The organism is Arthrobacter sp. Y3225116, from assembly GCF_059091245.1.
In genome coordinates this window covers 1-3395 of record NZ_JBNHGL010000276.1, presented here as the reverse complement: position 1 = coordinate 3395, position 3395 = coordinate 1, and the positions used below count along the sequence as shown (strand labels likewise).

The 3395-nt window shown below is 67.5% G+C and carries 3 protein-coding genes and 1 pseudogene; all 4 read left to right on the top strand.

Features of this window, described 5'->3' with window-relative positions; all coding sequences use genetic code 11:
- Window positions 1-183: pseudogene (locus tag AC5RV2_RS16005) on the top strand (hypothetical protein); the annotation flags it as partial.
- Window positions 180-1142, top strand: a complete 963-nt coding sequence (locus tag AC5RV2_RS16000) for a VOC family protein (protein WP_494093152.1) — start codon at window positions 180-182, stop codon at window positions 1140-1142. The pseudogene AC5RV2_RS16005 and the gene AC5RV2_RS16000, both read left to right, overlap by 4 nt.
- A 52-nt stretch (window positions 1143-1194) precedes the next feature.
- Entirely contained in the window at window positions 1195-1884 is a 690-nt protein-coding gene (locus AC5RV2_RS15995; protein WP_494093151.1) for a GntR family transcriptional regulator, read from the top strand.
- A 99-nt stretch (window positions 1885-1983) separates the two neighbouring features.
- The gene (gene ligM, locus AC5RV2_RS15990) at window positions 1984-3390 is read left to right on the top strand and encodes a vanillate/3-O-methylgallate O-demethylase (protein ID WP_494093150.1); all 1407 of its coding nucleotides are present in this window, start codon (window positions 1984-1986) and stop codon (window positions 3388-3390) included.
- Window positions 3391-3395: the final 5 nt, after the last annotated feature.

Sequence of the window (3395 nt, the reverse complement as noted above, 5' to 3'; positions counted from 1 at the left end):
GGAAGGCCGCTGCGGCTCGAGCACCCCACCGGCTACCTGGACGTCGGCGCGGAACTGGCCGCCGGCCCCGCCGGCATCACCACCACTTCCTCCACGGTGCTGCGGACGGCGCGGAAGCTGTTCGACGGCACCGTCTTTCCCCGAGACCGGGCCGCCCCGCAACCACGTGAAGGAAGACCATGACACCCCAGCACCGCGACATCGCCCACCTGGGCAACATCGAACTGTTCACCGACAAGTTCGACGAGAGCTACTGGTTCTTCAACGACCTGTTGGCCATGCGGGAGGTCGCCCGCGCCGGAGACTCGGTCTTCCTGCGCACCTGGGACGACTACGAAAACTGGAGCATCAAGCTCACCCCGCGCCAGGCCTCCGGCGTCGGACTGGTCGCGCACCGGGCGGCCTCACCCGAGGCGCTGGACCGGCTGGTGGCTTCGATCCAGGAATCCGGGCAGGGCGGACAGTGGCGGGACGGGGAATTCGGCGTCGGGCCGTCGTTCCACTTCGCGGACCCGGACGGCCACCCGATGTCCGTCTACTACGAGACCGAGTGGTACCGGGCCACGGACGACAAGCCGGCCCTGAAGAACCAGGCGTCCCGCTTCCCCGGCCACGGGGTCAACGCCCGCCGGCTGGACCACATCAACTACCTGGCGGCCAACGTGGAGGAGAACGCGAAGTTCTCGGCCGACGTCCTTGGCCTGAGGGACAGCGAACTGATCCGGCTGGACAACGGACGCATCGCGGCCCATTGGTTCCGGTTCGGCCAGAAGTCCTATGACCTCGTCTACTCGGCCGACCACCTGGGCGCCTCCGGCCGCCTGCACCACATCGCCTTCGCCCCGGACACCCGCGAAGACATCCTCAAGGCCGCCGACATCTTCCTGGAGAACGGCATCCACATCGAGTCCGGCCCGCACAAGCACACCATCAACCAGACGTTCTTCCTCTACGTCTACGAGCCGGGCGGAAACCGCATCGAGTTCGCCAACGCCGGCGCGCGGCTCCTGCTGGCACCGGACTGGGAACCGGTGGTCTGGACCGAGACGGAACGGAAGAAGGGCCAGGCCTGGGGCATGCAGACCATCTCGACCTTCCATACCCACGGCACGCCGCCCGTCGAGGTGCCGGACACGCACTGAGAACCGATGGGCTAGGTTATTGGCAACAACTTTGTCAGCACACTATCCAAGCATGGAGCAACCTCCCGTGAGCACCGCCAGCCAAACTGCCGCACCCCGATCAACCGACTCGGCCGCCGTCGTCGCGGGGCTGAAAAGGGCGATCGACCGGGGCGAACTCGTGCCCAATCAACGACTGGTGGAGGCGGACATCTGCGCCGAGTTCCATGCCAGCCGGGCCACCGTCCGGGCGGCGCTGGCGGAGCTGACGCTGGAGGGGCTGGTGGAGCGCATCCAAAACCGGGGCGCCCGGGTGCGCGCGGTCGCGGTAGAGGAAGCGGTGGAAATCACCGAGGTCCGCGCCGCCCTGGAAGCCATCTGCGCGGCCAAGGCCGCCGAACAGGTCACCGACGAGGACGTGCAGGAACTCCAGGCCCTGGGCGAGTCCATGAACCGGGCCGTGGCCGCCGGCGACCTGCTGCAGTATTCGGACCTGAACAAGACCCTGCACCGCCGGGTCGTCGAATTGAGCCGGCACGCAACGGCGGCCGCCCTGATCGCGCGCCTGCGCGGCCAGAGCGTCCGCTTCCAGTTCCGGCTGGCCATGCAGCCGGGCCGGCCGGCCGTATCGCTGCCCGAACACCTGGAGATTCTGGACGCGGTCTGCGCCAAGGATCCGGAACGGGCCGCCGCAGCCATGGATAAGCACCTCAAGAGCGTCGCCAATGCCATCACGCGGGCGGCCGAGGAGCCCGGCCGCTAAAGAAGCCGGTTCCCCTGCCGCCCGCAATCGAACAGCATGCCTTCGGCCAACGGAGGCATGGAAGAGACGCCGGCCCCGGCCGGCGGGGATAGGGGAATCATGAGTGCACAGAACCTGCAGGACGTCCTGGACCAGGCCGGCAATACGGTGGAGCTGCTGCGCAATTCGCAGATCGGCGCCTATGTTTACCCGGTGGTGGCACCGGAATTCACCAACTGGCGCAGCGAGGTTTGGGCCTGGCGGGAGACCGCCGTGCTGTACGACCAGTCCCACCACATGGACAATCTGTTCATCAAGGGCCCCGATGCGCTGAGACTGATCTCCGACACCGCGGTCAACTCGGTGGCCACCTTCCCGGTGAACAGGGCCAAGCAATATGTCCCGACGACGCCGTCCGGGCACGTGATCGGCGACGGCATCCTCTTTCACGAGGCCGAGGACCAGTTCGTCTACGTGGGGCGTTCCCCCGCGGCCAACTGGCTGCTCTTCCACGGACAGACCGGCGGGTACGACGTGGAGCTGGAGGTGGACCGGCGGTCGCCGTCGCGGCCGATGGGCAAGCCCGTGCAGCGCAGGTACTGGCGGTTCCAGATCCAGGGTCCGAACGCGTGGCAGGTCATCGAAAAGCTCAACGGCGGCACCGTGGAGCAGCTGAAATTCTTCAGCATGGACCACATGCAGGTGGCCGGGGCACAGGTGCGCACGCTCCGCCACGGCATGGCCGGCGCCCCCGGGCTGGAGCTCTGGGGGCCCTACGAGTCCTACGAGCGCGTCCGCGAATTCATCCTGGACGCCGGCCGGGAGTTTGGCCTGCTGGCCGTCGGCGCCCGGGCCTACTCGTCCAACACCTTGGAATCGGGCTGGATTCCGTCCCCGCTGCCGGCCATCTACTCGGGGGAAGAGCTGCGCCCGTACCGGGAATGGCTGGGCGCGGACAGCTACGAAGCCGTCAACGCCGTGGCCGGCAGCTTCGTCTCCGACAACATCGAGGATTACTACCTGAACCCGTGGGAGCTGGGCTACGGCTCCTTCGTCAAGTTCGACCACGACTTCATCGGCCGCGACGCGCTGGAGAAGATCGACGGCGAGGCGCAGCGGAAGAAGGTCACGCTGGCCTGGAACGCCGAGGACATGACCAAGATCTTCGCCTCGCTGTTCGACACGGAGGGGACGCCCTACAAGTACTTCGACCTGCCCAACGCCAACTACGGCTCCTCGAACTACGATTCCATTGTCGACGCCGGCGGCACGAACGTGGGCCTGTCCCTGTTCACCGGTTACAGCGCCAACGAGCGGCGGGCGCTGTCGCTGGCCACGGTCAACCCCGACGTCGAAATCGGTACCGAGGTGAACGTGGTCTGGGGCGAGCCCGACGGCGGCACCCGCAAGACCACCGTGGAACCGCACCGGCAGCTGGAAGTCCGGGCCGTGGTCAGCCCGGCGCCCTACTCCGTCACCGCGCGCAAGGAATACCGCGGCGGCTGGCGGACCGCCCAGGCCGTCTGAACCGG

Coding starts and splice junctions, on each gene's coding strand:
- AC5RV2_RS16000 (WP_494093152.1), top strand. CDS start 180: ATGACACCCCAGCACCGCGACATCGCCCACCTGGGCAACATCGAACTG.
- AC5RV2_RS15995 (WP_494093151.1), top strand. CDS start 1,195: ATGGAGCAACCTCCCGTGAGCACCGCCAGCCAAACTGCCGCACCCCGA.
- ligM (WP_494093150.1), top strand. CDS start 1,984: ATGAGTGCACAGAACCTGCAGGACGTCCTGGACCAGGCCGGCAATACG.